This is a genomic window from Qipengyuania oceanensis, from assembly GCF_009827535.1.
Taxonomy (GTDB): Bacteria; Pseudomonadota; Alphaproteobacteria; order Sphingomonadales; family Sphingomonadaceae; genus Qipengyuania_C; species Qipengyuania_C oceanensis.
On sequence record NZ_WTYN01000004.1, the window covers coordinates 14,058 to 30,516 of the forward strand.

Annotated in this window: 11 protein-coding genes; 5 read left to right on the top strand and 6 right to left on the bottom strand. The window is 64.3% G+C overall.

Annotated elements, in window-relative coordinates:
- The first annotated feature begins 2 nt into the window (after positions 1–2).
- From GRI48_RS12670 to GRI48_RS12680, 3 genes are all read left to right on the top strand, one after another.
- Positions 3–2,123: an NAD(P)-binding protein gene (locus GRI48_RS12670; protein WP_160676919.1), complete on the top strand. Its 2,121-nt coding sequence runs from the start codon at positions 3–5 to the stop codon at positions 2,121–2,123.
- Positions 2,124–2,288: 165 nt separating this feature from the next.
- Positions 2,289–4,061 (top strand): class I adenylate-forming enzyme family protein, encoded by a 1,773-nt coding sequence (locus GRI48_RS12675; protein WP_160676922.1) that lies wholly within the window; start codon positions 2,289–2,291, stop codon positions 4,059–4,061.
- A 35-nt stretch (positions 4,062–4,096) separates the two neighbouring features.
- The gene (locus tag GRI48_RS12680) at positions 4,097–5,320 is read left to right on the top strand and encodes a TetR/AcrR family transcriptional regulator (protein ID WP_337190832.1); all 1,224 of its coding nucleotides are present in this window, start codon (positions 4,097–4,099) and stop codon (positions 5,318–5,320) included.
- A 15-nt stretch (positions 5,321–5,335) separates the two neighbouring features.
- Here the strand turns inward: GRI48_RS12680 and GRI48_RS12685 are convergent, their stop codons facing one another.
- The 3 genes from GRI48_RS12685 to GRI48_RS12695 all read right to left on the bottom strand — a co-directional run bounded on the left by GRI48_RS12685 (position 5,336) and on the right by GRI48_RS12695 (position 9,545).
- Positions 5,336–6,601: an MFS transporter gene (locus tag GRI48_RS12685; protein WP_337190833.1), complete on the bottom strand. Its 1,266-nt coding sequence runs from the start codon at positions 6,599–6,601 to the stop codon at positions 5,336–5,338.
- Positions 6,602–6,717: 116 nt separating this feature from the next.
- Entirely contained in the window at positions 6,718–8,223 is a 1,506-nt protein-coding gene (locus GRI48_RS12690) for an MFS transporter (RefSeq protein WP_160676931.1), read from the bottom strand.
- Positions 8,220–9,545, bottom strand: coding sequence for an acyl-CoA dehydrogenase family protein (locus GRI48_RS12695; RefSeq protein WP_237451958.1), 1,326 nt, complete (start codon positions 9,543–9,545; stop codon positions 8,220–8,222). The genes GRI48_RS12690 and GRI48_RS12695 overlap by 4 nt, the downstream gene beginning before the upstream one ends.
- Positions 9,546–9,809: 264 nt before the next feature.
- Between GRI48_RS12695 and GRI48_RS12700 the strand changes: the two genes are divergently transcribed.
- Entirely contained in the window at positions 9,810–12,146 is a 2,337-nt protein-coding gene (locus tag GRI48_RS12700) for a serine/threonine protein kinase (protein ID WP_160676934.1), read from the top strand.
- 29 nt (positions 12,147–12,175) lie between these two features.
- On the opposite strand, the gene GRI48_RS12705 is transcribed toward GRI48_RS12700, so the two are convergent.
- Positions 12,176–12,889 carry a PP2C family protein-serine/threonine phosphatase gene (locus GRI48_RS12705; protein WP_160676937.1) on the bottom strand — a complete coding sequence of 238 codons (714 nt, stop codon included), beginning with the start codon at positions 12,887–12,889 and terminating at the stop codon, positions 12,176–12,178.
- Positions 12,890–13,034: 145 nt separating this feature from the next.
- Between GRI48_RS12705 and GRI48_RS12710 the strand changes: the two genes are divergently transcribed.
- A complete protein-coding gene (locus GRI48_RS12710; RefSeq protein ID WP_160676940.1) occupies positions 13,035–13,490 on the top strand; it encodes an ion channel in 456 nt (151 codons plus the stop codon).
- 19 nt (positions 13,491–13,509) lie between these two features.
- Here GRI48_RS12710 and GRI48_RS12715 read toward each other — a convergent pair whose 3' ends face one another.
- Together GRI48_RS12715 and GRI48_RS12720 are read right to left on the bottom strand one after the other, a co-directional pair.
- Positions 13,510–15,297: a hypothetical protein gene (locus GRI48_RS12715; RefSeq protein ID WP_160676943.1), complete on the bottom strand. Its 1,788-nt coding sequence runs from the start codon at positions 15,295–15,297 to the stop codon at positions 13,510–13,512.
- Between the two features lie 10 nt (positions 15,298–15,307).
- Entirely contained in the window at positions 15,308–16,336 is a 1,029-nt protein-coding gene (locus GRI48_RS12720) for a TIR domain-containing protein (RefSeq protein ID WP_160676946.1), read from the bottom strand.
- Positions 16,337–16,459: the final 123 nt, after the last annotated feature.

The following is a 16,459-nucleotide window of genomic DNA, read 5'->3' on the forward strand; positions in this document are numbered from 1 at the left end:
TTATGGATCAAGGCACGACGAGCAGGAAGGTGGCGATCCTCGGCGGGGGGATGGCTGCACTGGCGACCGCTTACGAGCTGAGCGCGCAGGACGACCTCGACATAACGATCCATACCCTCGGTTGGCGGCTTGGCGGCAAATGCGCATCCTCCCGCGGTCCGGATGACCGGATCGAGGAGCACGGCATCCACGGGTTCCTCGGCTCCTACTACAATGCCTGCCCGATGCTGGCGGACGTTTACGCCGAACTCGCTCGCCCGGCGGGCTCGCCGCTGGCGACGTTCGACGAGGCGATGGTCGGCATGGATGCGCTGCAGATGTACATGTACAAGAACGGCGTACCGCAACCGTTCTACGCGCGTTTCCCGCCGAACACCGACTTTCCCGATCCGGCCAAGCCGCTCGCCATCATCGGCGTCGAGGAACTGGTGCAACGCGTCATCGCCTTCTTCGAACGCGCGCACTCAATGGCAAGGCCACACCCGCACACGACCTTTCTGCGCCGTTTGTTCGACCGCGCGCTAGCAGCGCTGGAAGACGAGATGATCCGCGAGATCGGCGCAGTCTCGAAAGCGATCCTGCCCATCCTCGACGAGGGGCACAAGCTCGTGAACGAGGTGCTCAAGCCGCTGGTGGAAGGCAACGAGCTGTCGCTCGAGATCTTCACCATCCTCGACTGGGGCTTCGCCATCCTCCGCGGCGCTCTGGCCGACGACGTGGTCGAAAACGGCTTCGACGCGCTCGACGAGTTCATCTGGTCCGACTGGCTGGCGAAGAATGGCGCGGACCCGATCACGATCGCCTCGCCGATGGCGGTCAACACGATCAATCTCGCCTACCAGTATCCCCACGGGAACACGAAAGAGAAGGCGACCATGGGGGCGGGCGCCTACCTGCACTGGTCGCTGCGCGGCCTCGCCTTCTGTGGCCACGCGATCTACGCCTTTGCCGCCGGGACGGGCGAGACCGTGATTGCGCCGTTCTACGAAGTCCTGCTCGCGCGCGGCGTGAAGTTCGAATTCTTCTCCAAGGTGACCGCGCTCAATCTCGATAGCGACGGCACCAGCATCGCCTCGGTCGACATCGATCTGCAGGCGACGCTGAAGCCCGGGATCGATGCCTATTCGCCGCTCATGGATCCTGCGCCGCAAGGCCTCCCGTCCTGGCCCGGGGAGCCGAACTACGAGCAGCTGAGCGAAGGCGAGGCGATGAAGGCGGCAAAGGTCGACCTGGAATCGTGGTGGACGCCGTGGCAGTCGGTCGGGAAGAAGACCCTGACCGCGGGGGAAGATTACGACGAACTGGTCTTCGCCCTGTCGATCGGCGCGGCTCCTTACGTGTGCCAGCAGCTGATCGCCAAGTCAGACGCCTGGTCGAAGATGGTCGAGGCTTTGCCCGCAGTCCAGACCCAGGCGTTCCAGATATGGCTGTCAGATTCTATGTTCGATCTCGGCTGGCCGACTCCGCTCAAGGGCCACGATACAGCGCTGGCCGATACCTACATTCCCCCGTTCTCCGGCCATTGCGAGATGCGCCACCTGATCAAGTGGGAGGGCTGGCCGAGCGACAACAAGCCCCAATCGCTATGGTATTTCTGTGACGAGATGGCGGAAACCGGCTGCCCGCCGTCGTTCACCGACCACGACTATCCGGCACGCATGGCCGCAAAGGTCGCTCAGAATTCGGTCGATTATCTGAACCGTGCGATCGGTCCGATGATGCCGAAGGCGATCAATCGCAATTCCGGCGGAAGCGGTCCGCCCGAAGCGCTCGATTACTCGCTGTTGGTCGATACCAGGCCCGAGCCGGGCGTCGGCGTGGAACGCTTCGCCAGCCAGTTCTGGCGCGCCAACATCGATCCGACCGAGCGGTATGTGCCGACCCCTGCGGGCAGCACGAAATACCGGCTGGCACCGTGGGAAAGCGGCTTCTCCAACCTCACGATCGCGGGTGACTGGGTCTATACCGGTCTCAATGTGGGAAGCGTCGAATGCGCTGTGATGAGCGGGCGTCTCGCCTCGCATGCATTGACTACGCAGCCGCCGCTCGACCAGATTTGGGGCTATTCGGTCAACGGCCGGGCATCGCCGCATGATTCTCCGTCGGATCGGCGCGGGGCCTGAGGAGGTTCCGGCATACCAATCGTTTGAATTGTCTTCGCGGCGCTTGCAATCCCGCTGCACTTCGACCTAATCTTGCCCGTACTCCGGAATCGAAAGCGATCCGGTGAAGGGAGAGAAGATGGCTCTACGTTTGGCTACCCGACCGGCTTGGGTGGGCGCTTGAAGATGGCGACGCAGGAAAAGAATCTGGCGACTGCGATCGGATGGGTTCCGCCGCCGGGCTGGCCCGCGCTCAGCCGTGCCGAATGCGCAGAGAAGCTTACCGCTCCCGGAATGCGCTTTGAGATGGAGACGATCGACATCGACGGGGTTCAGACCCGCGTGTGGAAGAACGCGCCGTCGAGCCTGCGCGAGATCGCCCTTGCCGGGCGCAGTCACGGCGATCGCCTGTTCACCATCTACGAAGACGAGCGGGTGACCTACGATGCCTGGTTTCGCGCCGTCGCCCGTTTGGCGGTTGAGTTCCAGGCGCGCGGCATCGCCAAGGGAGACAGGGTTGCCATCGCCATGCGCAACCTGCCCGAATGGCCCGTCGCCTTTTTCGCAGCGACCACGATCGGAGCGATCTGCGTCCCGCTCAATGCCTGGTGGACCGGGCCCGAGCTTGCCTACGGGCTCGCCAATTCGGGTACGAGGCTGCTGGTCTGCGACGAAGAGCGCTGGGACCGCATCGCCGAGCACAAGGCGGACATTCCTTCGCTCGAAACCGTCTTCGTGGCGCGCGCCGCGGGTTCGCTCGAAGGGGCCGAAACACTCGAGAGCGTGATCGGTACGCCGCCGGAATATGCCGGATTGCCGGACGCCGAATTGCCGGACGTTTCCATCGCGCCGGACGACGAGGCGACGATCTTCTACACCAGCGGGACCACCGGCAAGCCCAAGGGCGCGCTCGGCACCCACCGCAACCTGTGCACCAATCCGCTCTCCAGCGCCTATGGCGCGGCAACCGCTGCCCTGCGGCGCGGGGAAGTGCCACCTGCACCCGTGCAGAAGGTCGGCCTCACCGTCATTCCGTTGTTCCACGTGACCGCCTGTTCGGCCGGGCTGATGGGGTCGATCCTCGCCGGCAACACGATGATTTTCATGTACCGGTGGGACCCGGTCGAAGCCTTCGGGATCATCGAACGCGAGAAGGTCAATTCGACCGGCGGCGTGCCGACGATTGCCTGGCAGCTGATCGAACATCCCGAGCGAAAGAACTACGATCTCTCCAGTCTCGAGGCGATCGCCTATGGCGGCGCGCCCTCGGCCCCGGAACTCGTGCGCAAGATCCGCGAGGTTTTCGGTGCGCTCCCCGGCAACGGCTGGGGCATGACGGAGACCATGGCCACGGTGACGAGCCATTCTTCCGAAGACTACCTCAACCGGCCGGACAGCTGCGGCCCCCCGGTGCCGGTCGCGGATATCAGGATCATGAGCGAGGATGGCTCTCGCGAGTTGCCCACTGGCGAAATCGGCGAGCTGTGGGCGCGTGGGCCGATGGTGGTGAAGGGCTACTGGAACAATCCGGACGCCACCGCGGAAACATTCATCGACGGCTGGGTACGGACCGGTGACCTTGCTCGCGTGGACGAGGAAGGTTTCTGCTACATCGCGGACCGGGCGAAGGACATGATCATTCGCGGCGGGGAGAACATCTATTCCTCCGAAGTCGAGAACGTGCTTTACGATCACCCGGCGGTGACGGATGCCGCGCTGATCGGCCTGCCGCACCAGCAACTCGGCGAAGAGCCGGCCGCGGTCGTCCATCTCGCTCCGGGAATGACGGCGACCGAGGAGGAATTGCAGGCGTTCGTCGCTGCCAGGCTTGCCAAGTTCAAGGTGCCGGTCAAGATTGTCTTCGTGGAGGACACCTTGCCGCGCAATGCGAATGGCAAGATACTGAAAAAAGATCTCTCATCCCTGTTCGCCAGGGAAACGGAGAGCGGCGCGACCTAGGAAACCGGGTCGACGGCATGGGAAATGGGGATCCTGTGGCAAGCAAGAGTGCGGAAACGAAGCGATACGGCGAAAAGCGGCAGGCCATAGTCCATGCCGCGTCGGTGCTGATCAACGAAGCCGGGGTCAAGGCAACGACTTTGTCCGAAGTCGCGCGCGCGATCGGGCTCAATGCGACGAGCATCACCTATTACTTCTCGCGCAAGGAACAGCTGGTCGTCGCGGTTTACGAAGAGACGCTCGACCTGATGGAGCAGATGGCGCGCGAGGCCTTGCGCGAGCCCGACCCGGAAAGCCGCCTGCGCAAGTACATCTCGCTTCATGTCTCGCTGCGCAGGCGCATCCGCAAGGGTGCGCAGGGCCTCGTCACGGCGCTTTCGGAAATCCGCACGCTCGATCCCGAATGGCAGGACCATCTGCTGCTGCGCTATCGCGCCATCGTAGAGACCATCCGCGCCTTCTTCGGCCCGGCGAACAGCGATGCGGAACGTGCCGCCCAGTCGGCAAAGGCCCATATCCTGCTCGAGACGATGATGTGGTGGCCGGTGTGGTCGCTGCGCTATTCGATCCTCGACTTTCCCCGGGTCGAGGACCGTCTGTTCGATGTCCTCGCGCATGGCATCCCGTCGCAAAAGGGTGCGTGGGAGCCAGTGCCGTTCGCCGAGCGGCCATGGCGCACCGACGAGGATCACCCGCCGAGCCAGAACGAGGAGTTCCTGCGCGCGGCGACGGTCATGATCAACCAGCGTGGCTATCGCGGCGCCTCGGTCAACCGGATCGCGGAATCGCTGAACGTCACGAAGGGCAGCTTCTACCACCACCACGACGCCAAGGACGATCTGGTGCTCGCCTGTTTCCAGCACAGTTACGATCGGCTGTCGGCTGTCCAGATGGCTGGCGTGGAGGGCGAGGGCAGCTACTGGCAAAGACTCGTGAGCGTGCTGCACGAACTGCTCGACCTGCAGTTCGCAGACCCGACGCCGCTCCTGCGCACGACCGCGCTGCAGTCGCTCGATCGCGATCAGAAGACAGACGTGGTGACTCGCTCGAACAGGTTGGCCCGCCGCTTTGCCGGCATGCTGATCGACGGCATGGCCGACGGATCGGTGCGCATGATCGACCCGCTCGTCGCCAGCCAGGTGCTTATGCCGGCGTTGAACGGGGCCTACGAGGCGCGCCGTTGGGCCGAGCGGTTCGACGATCGCGAACAGGCCATTCGCACCTACGTCGAGACGCTGTCGAAGGGCCTTCTCGACTGACGCACCGGTCGCGGCTCAGTTGCGGTGGCGCGGCTCGCGCACTTTCCACACGAGCAATCCCAGCGCCGTCAGCAGCGTGCCGAGAACGAGCGCGAACAGCGGCCCGAAGCCGGTGGCGGCCACCATCAGCCCGATGGCGACCGGCGCGACGGTCGCGATGGCCCCTTCGGCGGTAGTCATGAGTGCCAGACGCATCGGCGTGTCGGCGCTGCTGCCGAATTCGAGGACCATGGTGGTCGAGGCCAGCATCCATCCCGACGCGCCGAAACCCAGCAGCATGAAGCCGAGATAGATGGGGATCGCGCTCGATCCGAACAGCAAGGCGAGGACGCCTGCGGTCGAGCAACTCAGCGCCAGCACATAGACGCGCTTGAACCCCAGCCGGTCGCCCATCGGCCCCCAGATGGCGTTGGCGATCGTGTCCGACGCGAGAAACGCGAAACTCAGCCCGCCGATCAACGCCCCGTCGAGGCCGAGCTGGCGCCCGGCATAGACCGTCCAGAAGGGTGCGCCCGCACGGGACATCGTGGCGAAGCACTGGACCCAGAGGAAATTGGCGAAGTCGCGATCCTCCAGCATCTCGGGAAACTGCCGGATCCGCTGCACCAGCGGGATTTGCGGCCGGGAAATCGGCGCGGTCGGTTCCCGGATCATGGTCTTCAGCACCACCAGCCCCATGCTGGTCAGCACAAAGGCGAGCAGGAACGTGGTCGCGTACCCGTTGCCCAGCCATTTTTCCTCGATGAAATAATGACCGGCAACCCAGGCGAGGACCGCGGCGATCGCGCCCCCGGCAAGATTGCGATAGCCTTGCAGCCGCCCGCGTTTGGAAATCGGAATAAGCTTTCCCATCAGCGCCTGGAACGCGACCCGCTGTGCCCCGGTGAAGAAGCCTAGCAGCAGAAAGCAGACGAAGGTCGCCGCCAGCAGGGCATTGCCCGTCAGGAACCAGCCGGACAGCGCCAGGCCCAGGATCATCAGCCGCATCAGCGAACCGACCTTGATCGCATAGGGCAGGATATGCGTGCGATGCTCGATCCGCGCTCCGCTGACGATCGGGCTGATGGTCGCGCCAAGCTGCAGCAGCGCCGTACCGAGACCCACGGCCGCCGCGCTGCCGGTCAGCAAGACGATGTAGGCAGGAATGATGGTCGGTGCATAGATCAGCCGGAACCCGGTCATCCCGAGCACGCCGTGGATGAAGTTCGCGCGGTAGTTGCGCTGGAGGTTCTCGTCCATGAAGCGCGCGTGATCGTCCAGCGCGCGCTGATGCTCGTCCACTTGCGGAGTCAGTCCTTCGGGATCGTCAAGCGGGTCCAAGAGTACGGTCGGCTGTTCCAGTGGTTTCGATCCGGCCTAGGCCCGCCACTGCGTCTCCGCCAGTCGCAACTTGCCAATCATCGCGCCGGTCCTCCGATCGGCGCATCGCGCAGCTGCTGGTCGCGCGCCTCCGCCTCGCGCGCACGCAGGATCTCGATGTTCCGCTCGTGCCGGGCCCTGGTGATCGGGTAGAAGGCGAGCATCAGTGCGCCGATCGTCCACAAGGTGATCGAGGTCGGGATGTAATGGATCAGCAGGCTGTCGACGACTGCACGCGGTAGTGTTTCCGGGTCCGCGCGTTCGGGGAAATCGGACCAGGCGAGCACTTGGCCGGCCATGAAAATGCCGAGCGCGTTGGAGCATTGCTGCATGAAGCTCGACGCGGAGAAGAATGTGCCGGCCGTGTGCCGGCCGGTCTCGACCGCGCTGTCCTCGACGACATCGGCCAGCATGGCGGAGGTGTTGATGAGCGAGATCGCGACCATCGCACCGTAGACGGCCCCGACGATGAACAGCGTCGGCACCAGCAGCGGATCGCCCGGCACGAAGAACAGGTCGAAATAGCTGAGCACCAGCGGGGTCAGGCCGATCGATACGCCGAGAACCGCGAAAATCATCGAACTCGCGCGCTTGCCGATGCGATCGGACAGGATCGGCGCGAGCGGCGCGGCGAGTGTTGCCGCGACGAAGCTGTCGAGCGTCAGCAGCGCCAGCGCACCGGTGCTCAGCTTGAACAGGTAGGTGCCGAAATAGAGCGTCGTCGCGCTGTAGAGGCCGATGGCGGTGTATTTGAATACGCCGAAGCCGAAGATCGCGAGAAACCCGCGGTTCTTGAAAGCAGCAAGCATTTCGCCTGCGTGCTGGCGCAACGTGAGCTTGGGCTCGCCGGTCCGCGCGTCGGCCTGCCGCATGTAGGGGATGCGGTTCTTCGTGCCGATCCCGCAGACCATGATTGCAAGGAAGATCAGCAGCGCACCGAGCCCTGCGAAATTCACGTAGCTCGCAGGGTTCAGCTGACCTTGCGGGAAGGCCTCGCTCTCGACGAAAATGAACGCGAGACTGAAGCTGGTGAAGCCGTATGCGCCGGCATAGCCGAACCAGTAGCGCAGGCTGAACAGCTTGGTCCGCTCCGAATAGACCTCCGTCAATTCCGAACCCATGGCGGAGGTGTTGATCTCGAAGGCGCTGATCGAGGCGCGCGTCGCGGCGGCGAGCGCGAAGATCCACAGGCCCAGCTGGACATGGCTCAGCCCGCCGGGCGGAAACCAGGTGAGGAAGAAGAATACGGTCGTCGGGATCGCTGCGGCGAACATGAAAGGGTGGCGACGGCCCCAGCGCGAGCGGGTGACGTCGGCCCAGCGCCCGAGGAACGGGTCGACGATCGCATCGACCAGCAGCGTGCAGGCAAGCGCCGTGCCCACGATCGCGGCGGGCACGCCGACGACCTGGTTGAAATAGAGCATCAGGTAACTGGAGAATGCGGCGCTCTTCACCCCGTTCGCCATGGCCCCGGCGCCGAACGCCAGGCGCGTCGTGCGCGTCAGCGGCGGGATGGGTGCGGACCCGTCGATCGAAGCGGTCATTCGGCGGCTTCCGCAGCGTCGGCAAGCTCTTCGACGGGATCGTACATGTCCCTGGCGCGCGCGCGCCGCTCCAGCAGCGAGTAATCGGGGAACATGGGATCGGCGACGTCGCGATAGGCGCGCAGATGCTGCTTCGCGACGGTGACCTTGTGGACCTCGGTCGGACCATCGGCGATGCCCATGACCAGCGAGCCGATCAGGCTGCCGACGAAGGGCATCTCGTTCGATACGCCAAGCGATCCGTGGATATGGATGCAGCGGTGCGCGATGTCGTGATAGACCTTCGGCATCAATGCCTTGATCGCGGCAATGTCCTTGCGAACCTTGCGATAATCCTGGTACTTGTCGATCATCCACGCGGTTTTGAGAACGAACAGCTTGAACTGCTCGAGTTCGATGTAGCTGTCGGCAATCTGCATTTGCACCGCCTGGTAATCCGCGATCGTGCCCGTGCGCGTAGTCCGGCTGACGGCGCGGCGGCTCATCGCGTCGAGCAATCGCCGGCAATTGCCGACGGTGCGCATCGCATGATGGACGCGCCCTCCACCGAGCCGGGTCTGCGAGATCGCGAACGCACCGCCCTGCTTGCCGAGCAGGTGGTCGGCCGGCACACGCACATCGGTGTAGCGGATGTAGCTTTCCGAGCCTTCTTCCTGCCCGTAGACCCCGACATTGCGGATGATTTCCACGCCCGGTGTATCGACCGGCACGATGAACATGCTCATCCGCTCGTGGCGTGGCGCATCGGGATCGGTGACAGCCATCACGATCAGGAAATCGGCCCACTTGCCGTTGGTCGAGAACCATTTCTCGCCGTTGATCTTCCAGTGATTGCCGTCGAGTTCGGCCTTGGTGACGAAGGCGGTCGGATCGGAGCCCCCTTGCGGCTCGGTCATGGAGAAGGCCGAGACGATCTCGTTATTGAGCAGGGGTTCGAGATACCGCTCTTTCTGTTCGGGCGTTCCGTAATGCGCGATGATCTCCGCGTTTCCGGTATCGGGAGCCTGGCAACCGAACACGATCGGCGCAAAGCTGGCGCCGCCCAGGATTTCGTTCATGAGACCCAGCTTGACCTGGCCGTAGCCCTGGCCGCCCAGTTCCGGGCCGAGGTGACAGGCCCACAATCCCTTGTCCTTGACCTCCTGCTGGAGAGGCCGGACGAGTTCGTTGCGGCGCGGATTCTTCACGTCGTAGGGATGGATGCCAAGCAGGCCCAGCGGCTCCACCTTCTCGCGGACGAATCGCTCCATCCAGTCGAGCTTTTCCTGGAATTCGGCTTCGGTCTCGAAATCCCACGCCATCGTCTCTCTCCCAACGGCCATGCTTTGCACGTGCGCGAATCGAGCATACCCGAAATTTAGAAGACGGCAATCTACCTATTTTCACGGGCAGTCGTGCAAACGTCCCAGAGGCCATCCCGAGATTGTTCATGGACCTATGCATCTGTCTTTCGGCTCCTTGGGCGGTAGCTGATGCCGATAGTTGCCGGAAAACTTCGACGACAGGCTCATGCGCACTGGAAAACCCTTCCTGCCTGTGCAATCCACGCGCATGGCCGGGTCGCGCAGATTGGGGCCGAAGAACTGATGACCAAGGCGTACAGCAACAAGGCATTGCCTTCCGGCACCATCCTGCGGGAATGGCGGCTCGAGGAAGTCCTCGGCGTGGGCGGCTTCGGCATCGTCTACAAGGGCCGCGGGATCTATTTCGACGAGCTCGTCGCGATCAAGGAATACTTCCCGAGTTCGATCAGCGAGCGCGACGCCGAAGCGACCGTCGTACCGATCGATTCCGATGCCGAGGAAGTCCACGCGCTCGGCCTGAAAAAGTTCGTCGAGGAAGCGAAGCTGCTGTGGAACCTGTCCACGCCCAGCCGCCATCCGAACATCGTGAGCGTGCGCAGTCTCTTCGAGGTTCATGGCACCGCCTACATGGTCATGGATTTCGAGGACGGCGTTTCGCTTACCGACCTGCTAAAGAAGGGCGAGACCTTCGACGAGGACAAGCTGCGCGAAATGGTGCTGCCCGTCGCTTCGGGCCTGGAACGTGCGCACCGTGTCGGCGTGCTCCACCGCGACATCAAGCCATCCAACATCCTGATTTCGGAAAGCGGCGCCCCGGTGCTGATCGACTTCGGATCGGCCCGCTTCGAAACCGAAGGCGTGACCAGCACGACGGTCACCTTCCACACGCCGCCCTACGCGGCGATCGAGCAATATGTGAAGACCTACGCGCAAGGGCCGTGGACGGATATCTATGCGCTCGGCGTGGTCCTCTATGGCTGCATCACCGGAGAGAAGCCGGCCGAAGTGCTCGAGCGGCTGCATGGCGAACAGGAACCGCCGTTGGTCGATGGCGACTGGCCCGGATACAGCCGCAAGTTCCTTGCCGCGGTCGATGCCGCGATGATCATCAAGCCGAGCGATCGACCGCAGTCGCTGGCCGAGTGGCTGGCGATGTTCGACGACGAGGGAGCGGATGCAGGTGCGGTCACGGCTGCAACCGGTTTCGACGAAGACGACGACGAGGCGACCCGGATCGTCCCCATGACCTCGAGCGAGACGATCGTGCCGGTCAAGCCGCCTGAACCGCAGGCCGAACCGCCTGCCGCTGTCGAGCCACCTGCGCCGGTGCCACCGCCTGCGACGAGCGCGGCGAAGCCCGAGACGCCGCTCGATCGCAAGGCCGAGGCCGTGATGGCTGCCGAAACCGCCGCAGCTGCCGCCGCGAGCAGGGGTGACACCGGATCGCGTGGCCGTCCGCCGATTGACCCGGCAGACGACACCGCGAAACCCGCTTCCGCAGGTAGCGACAAGCCGGTCCGGAAAAGCGGCACCGAGCCCGCCGCACCCAAGAAGTCGAAGATGCCGCTGTTCCTTGCCGGTGCCGTGGTCGTTGCGGGGGGTGCCTTGATCTGGGGTGCCATGGGCACAAGCGACGAGCCGCCGGCACCGGAGCAAACCGTCGCGGTGGAAGAAATCTCGCACGACGACGGGTTCGGGCCGGCGCTTACTCAGTTGGTCGCGCTTGCCCGCCAGAACGGCATCGACACCGATGCGGTCGAACTGCTCGAAACCCGAGCCCAGCGGATCGCTGGGCTGGAAGCCGAGAACGTGGCGATCGCGGAGGATCCGGCGCGCGAGAAGGACGTCAGCTTCAACCGCTTGCGGATCGCCGACATCACCCGATCGAGCCTGGGCGCGCTGGCTATGAGCCTCGCACGCGATCTCACTGCCGAAACGCGCCGGCTGGTCGCCGCGGCTCCGTGGGCCGATCCGCGGGTGGAGAATTCGGCGGCGGGCGAGAGCGTGCAATTGCAACAGATCGCCGCGCGGCTGGAGCAGTCGATGCGGGCATCGCGCCAGTCGATCGAGGCCCTGCGCGGAGCGGAATCGGCAGAGGATGCCGTCCCGCTGGCTCAGGCGATGATCACCAATTACGCGGCTTACAAGGCAGCGGTGGACGATGCGATCGAAGCCAGTCCGCAGGTCTCGGTCGAACCCACCGCGACCGCATCCGCACGCCCTGCTGCCACCGCCACCGGGACACCGATCGCGACGGAATCGCGCGAGGTCGTTCAGGAGACGAGCAGCGGCGGACGCCCCGTCGATGCCATCCGCGCCGATCTCGACCGGATTGCCGATACGGCTGAACGCTCAGCCAACGAGGTGATCCAGATTGCGCGGGCGCGCGACCCCGGTCGCAACGCCACCCCGGACCAGAAGCAGGCCTACGACACGCTGCAAGTCAACGCCAAGGCGGCCCGCGACTACAAGTCCTATCTCGACACGCTGAAACGGTCGGCCCGCGGCGCAGCCACCTCGGCCGATGCCGAGCGCTTGCTGGCGCAGGGGCGGCAGACCAACGATTACCTTTCGGCGGTGGTCAGGAGTTCGCGAGCGGCCCGCGCCAAGCTCGACTGAGCGCCTGCCGCAGGGATTGTGCCCGGCGGCTAGACCACCCGGACGACGATGACGCTGACATTGTCGGGTGCGCCTCGCTGCAGCGTCATTTCGACCAGGGTTTCGCAGGCTTGGCCCGGATTGGCAGTCGAAACGACGCGGCAGATCTCATCGTCCGCGACGCAGCGGGTCAGCCCGTCGCTCGCGAGAATGAAAATGTCGTTCGGCTGCGCGACGTCGACGACGTGATCGATTTCGAGGTCCTTGTCCGCACCCACCGCGCGCGTGATGACATTGGCGTCGGGATGGTGCACCGCCTCTTCGGGCGAGATCAATTTGTTGTCGACGAGCTTCTGCACCAGGCTGTGGTCGCGGGTGACTTGCGCGATCTCGCCGTTCCGTACCCGGTATCCCCGGCTGTCCCCCACCCAGAACATCACGTGTCGTCCGTCGTCGGCGATGAGCAGGCCGACCGCGGTGCTGCCCATCTTCTTGTTCGCCTCGCCGATCATCGCCTGGACCATCCTGGTATTGGCGGCCTGGAGCGCGGCCTCGATCTGTTGCAGCGCGGGGCCCAGTTCGATCTCGGTCACTGCGCTCTCGAGCGCGTCCACGACCATGCCGCTCGCGACCTCGCCGGCTTCATGGCCGCCCATTCCATCGGCAACGACCCACAGCGACTGGTCCGGTCGTTCGAGCAACGCGTCCTCGTTTACCTTGCGCTTGCACCCGACATCGGTGCGACTGGCAGACTGGAACCGCATGACGATTTCCTAGGCCTGCCCGGGGCGCTCTGGCAATGGCTCTCGTAGCCGCGAGCCTGCATTTGCGAGCAGGGCTTGGCCCATGCGCCCCCCGCATGGCATAAGATGGTCCGGACGCGTTATCATCCAAGGGGGGAACGAGAGCGTGCTGATTACGCTGGCTATCACGGTCGCGGCCATCGCTGCGTGCAATGCGGTCCATTTCCTGTCGCTGCGCCGACTGGCCCACGTGTTTCGCGACGAGGTTCCACCGGTCAAGCATCCGATGCTGGTCGTCTCTTTCGTGATCATGCTCATCCATCTGGTCGAGGTCATGATCTACGGGCTGGCGATGTGGGTCCTCGCCATGCTGGAGCGCGGCAAGCTCGCCAGCACGCACCCGATCGACTTCCACGGCCCGGCGGAATTCTTCTACTTCTCGATCGCAAGCTACACCACGCTCGGGATCGGCGACATCGTTCCCACCGGTCACCTGCGCATCGTGGTCGGGATCGAGGCCTTGCAGGGACTGATCCTGATCGCTTGGAGCGCGTCGTTCAGCTACCTCGTCATGGAGAAGTTCTGGAGCCGCCACGGCGGCAAGCTGCTCGACGACGCGTGAGCGATCGCCGCCCGGCTCCTCAGGCGGGAACCTCGAGCGAGCGTTCGCTGTAGGCGGTGGTCCATTCGTTCAGGTCGGCCAACATGATGTAGGACGTGGTCTGCAACTCCTCGGCGAGGCCTTCGATCGTGTCGATCTCGGACAGTCGGCGGGCGTTTTGGCGCAGCGCTGCTGCCGATTCCGCCGAGCGGCTGGCCTGCAACAGGTGTTCGCCATGGCCGCGCATGCCGAACACCGCAGCACCGGCAGCAGGGAGACCGGCGGTGAGCACGACCAGCAAATTGGTCATCGACTTCACGACCTCGTGCATCGCGAAATATCCGATGATGTAGAGGATGCAGGTTGCGATCACGAAGCCCATCAACAATTCGCCCACCTCGTGCAGGCGGTGATCGAGATGTCGCATACGCTCGGCATTGACGTCGTGATACTCGGCCTGCGGCATGACCTGTTCCTCGATCGCCGCCCGCGCCAGCGCGGCCACTTCGGCATCGGTCATGTCGCCGCCGGGACTCGCCATTTCGCGCCAGATTGCCGCGGCATACCAGCGGGTCCAGTCTGTACCGGCCTCGCGTCGGTGCGCACCGGATATGAAATCGGTCCGAAACGGCGGGCCCGAAAGGCCCGAGCGCTTGAGGTAGACCAGCGGCCGCAGGGATTCGGCAAGGTGGCGATATTGCAGCCACCGCCGATGCCAGTCGCCCTTCTTGCCCGCAGAGGTGTTGTAGAAGAGCAGGCCGATGAGCACGAGTTCGGTCATCACCAGGAAGATCTTGATCTCCGGTGCCAGCAGCCCGGTCAGCGCTACGATTACCGCGGCGGCGGACAGGGCGTAATTGGTGATGTGTCCCGAGCGGAACATCTGCGCATAACGGATGGCGAGGAAGTTCGCCCAGCCGTAGCTGCGCTCGAGCGGCATGCGCATCGACGGACGGAAACTGCGCCGCAGCACGGAACGTTCGCGCTCGATATCGGTCTCGATCGAATCCTGTAGCCACAGCGGCCGCGGCAGCTTCTTGATCCGCAGCAGCCAGAGGAGGACGGGATACTCGATCCTGTAATTCCGCCGGTTCTCGATCTCGGCATAGTAATCGAGGATCTGCGCGCGCTCGATCGATTCGTGCGGAGCGAGAATGTCGGCCAGCAGGGCGGTGAAATCCTCCTGGGTCGCGAGCGGAACATAGTCAGGATCGTCGAGCGTGCCGCCGCTGATAAGGCGCGGCTCCGAAGCCGTGCCATTGCCGCGGTCGATGTGGAGATGGATGACCGGGACATTCTCGCGCAGCGCCAGTTCGACCACATGCGCCGTTCCACCGGGCCCGTTGCCGGGCTCGCCGTCCCAGATCGCCACGATCACGTCCGATGCCGCGATCACGGCCTTGCCGACCAGCACGTAGGCATCGTGCGCCGTGCGGTCGCCAGGCAGCGTCATCACGGTATTGGCGTCGGACAGAAAGGTCTTGAACAGCGCCAGGTCCGCACCCTGGAAATCGCGCTCGTACTCCTCGATCTTGAAGGGCAGGAGAGCGCGCAATATGAAATCGTTGGCCTGCGCAGCCTCGGCCGCCAGCTGATCCGATCCGCTCGCCAGCGGCGTGTGCAGGCGGACGATGGGATCGTCGTCTGCGAAAATGGCGCTCTCACGCTCGCGCAGGTCGAAAGCTGCCTGTTTCAGCTGGGCGAAGATCCCCCGCAGCTGTTCGCGCACCGGCCCGGTGAGTTCTTCGCCGATCGCCTTCGCGCGGTGACCGGTGATCCCGACATTGAGCGCCAGCCGCGGGCGAGGCGGATGGTCGAACGTCTCCACGGACGCAGCCCTAGTCGAGGTCGGCGAATGCACGGACGCGGTGGGTGAGGACGATATCGCCCAGCTGGAGTTCGGACCCGGCTGCCAGCACCGTTGGCTCGTCGATTTGCTGGCCGTCGATGAAGGTCCCGTTCGTCGACTGGAGGTCGGTGACGACGAGTTCGCCCGCAGTAAGGTCGATCTTGCAATGCCGGCGCGAAATCCGCTTGTCGGAAAGGATGATATCGGCCGGTGCGGCACGACCGATCTTCGCGCCGAGCAGGCCGATCGGATGGCGGACCAGGGGCGCCTCCTCGGGTCCGATCTCGAGGCAGTGGATTTCGCTGCCATGCATCCGCCGCTCGGCATCGGCCGGTGTGTAGAACGCCGTCTGCTCGGTCTCCGAACCGGGCAGGGGTTCCGCGGCAGTGGGCTGCTTGGGGATGGACGGAATGTGCGCGGCCAATGGTTCTGGTGCCGGCGCGATCGGTTCACGACGCGGATCGGCCCGGTAGGCCGGCGCGGCTGGCGGATCGTCTGCCAGCAGAAAGCCGCGGCTCGGCCGCGCTGGCGCGGGACGAGTGTCCGCGGGCGGGCTGACGAGGTGGCGGATATCGCCGATCAGCCGCTGCCAGATGGCCGCATTGCGATCGCCGTCCCAGCTCGAAAGATCGGTCGTATGGGTCAGCTCGAACATGATCGGCAGGTCGCACGGTTCGATGATCACCGGGCACAGGATGCCCCGGCGGTCCGCCAGGGTGGCTTCGGCGCGGACCCAACGAGAGGCGACCGAACGCGGGGACCACAGGATCACCGCCGCCCTTGCTGCACGCAGCTGCTGCTCGATCACTTCGTCGAAGGTTTCGCCCGAATGGATTGCGGCATCCCACCACACTGAGAAGCCTTCGTTCTCCAGTCGCGCGGAGATGCGTTCCGCAGCGCTGCGGTCATCCCGGCTGTAGGATACGAATATGTCGTGCCCTCGCACAACCACTCCTTCCGATTGTCCCTGGCCGAAACGCAGTGCGCCGACCCCCTGTAATCCCGTCTGGAAGACCACGTGCGCCCCGTCATCGCATGTTGTTCGTGGCTTCGGCGCGGCAGGCTCATGCAGCGCTCAAGGGCAAGATCTTAAATTTTTTAACCGTGTCTCGCAAGTGCGAGAGAAACCAAAGCGCGCAGG